Here is a 456-nt window from a genome sequence, read left to right as displayed (position 1 = left end):
TTAGCATTGCCAAAAACATATCCACTGTCAAAGGGTCCATCCGCACCAGCTACCCAGCAATCTCCCTCATGAGATAGGTTACCTTCATGTTCAATAAAGCCGCCAAGATCACCTTTCTTGACGTTTCCAAAGTCTTTTAAAGCGCGGATACGGTGAAGAGTTTTACTTCCAACCTCTGTTGTCTCATCAGTCAGTTCGTATTTCTTTTGCATGATTATTGCCTACCTTAAAACGGTTCATTTCCAGAAACACGGGCATGACCATAAACACTGTTATTGCCAAAAAGCCATGCACTACCAAACACATAGGCTTTGCCGTAAATCTTCATATCACCAGAAACATTTGCTTTACCGAAAACCCGCGCATCACCAGAAACATTTGCTTTGCCAAAAACTTCGGCATTGCCATTAACCTCGGCATTGCCAAAAACTTCAGCATTGCTAGTAACCACGGCAT

At 43.0% G+C, this 456-nt stretch carries 2 pseudogenes; both read right to left on the bottom strand.

The window, feature by feature from the left end:
• Positions 1-212 (bottom strand): annotated as a pseudogene (locus tag BN202_RS09090) (dATP/dGTP diphosphohydrolase domain-containing protein); the annotation flags it as partial.
• Positions 213-226: 14 nt separating this feature from the next.
• Positions 227-456 (bottom strand): annotated as a pseudogene (locus BN202_RS10060) (hypothetical protein); the annotation flags it as partial.

This window comes from Bartonella florencae, assembly GCF_000312525.1.
GTDB classification, from domain to species: domain Bacteria; phylum Pseudomonadota; class Alphaproteobacteria; order Rhizobiales; family Rhizobiaceae; genus Bartonella; species Bartonella florencae.
This window is presented reverse-complemented; position numbering and strand designations above follow the sequence as displayed.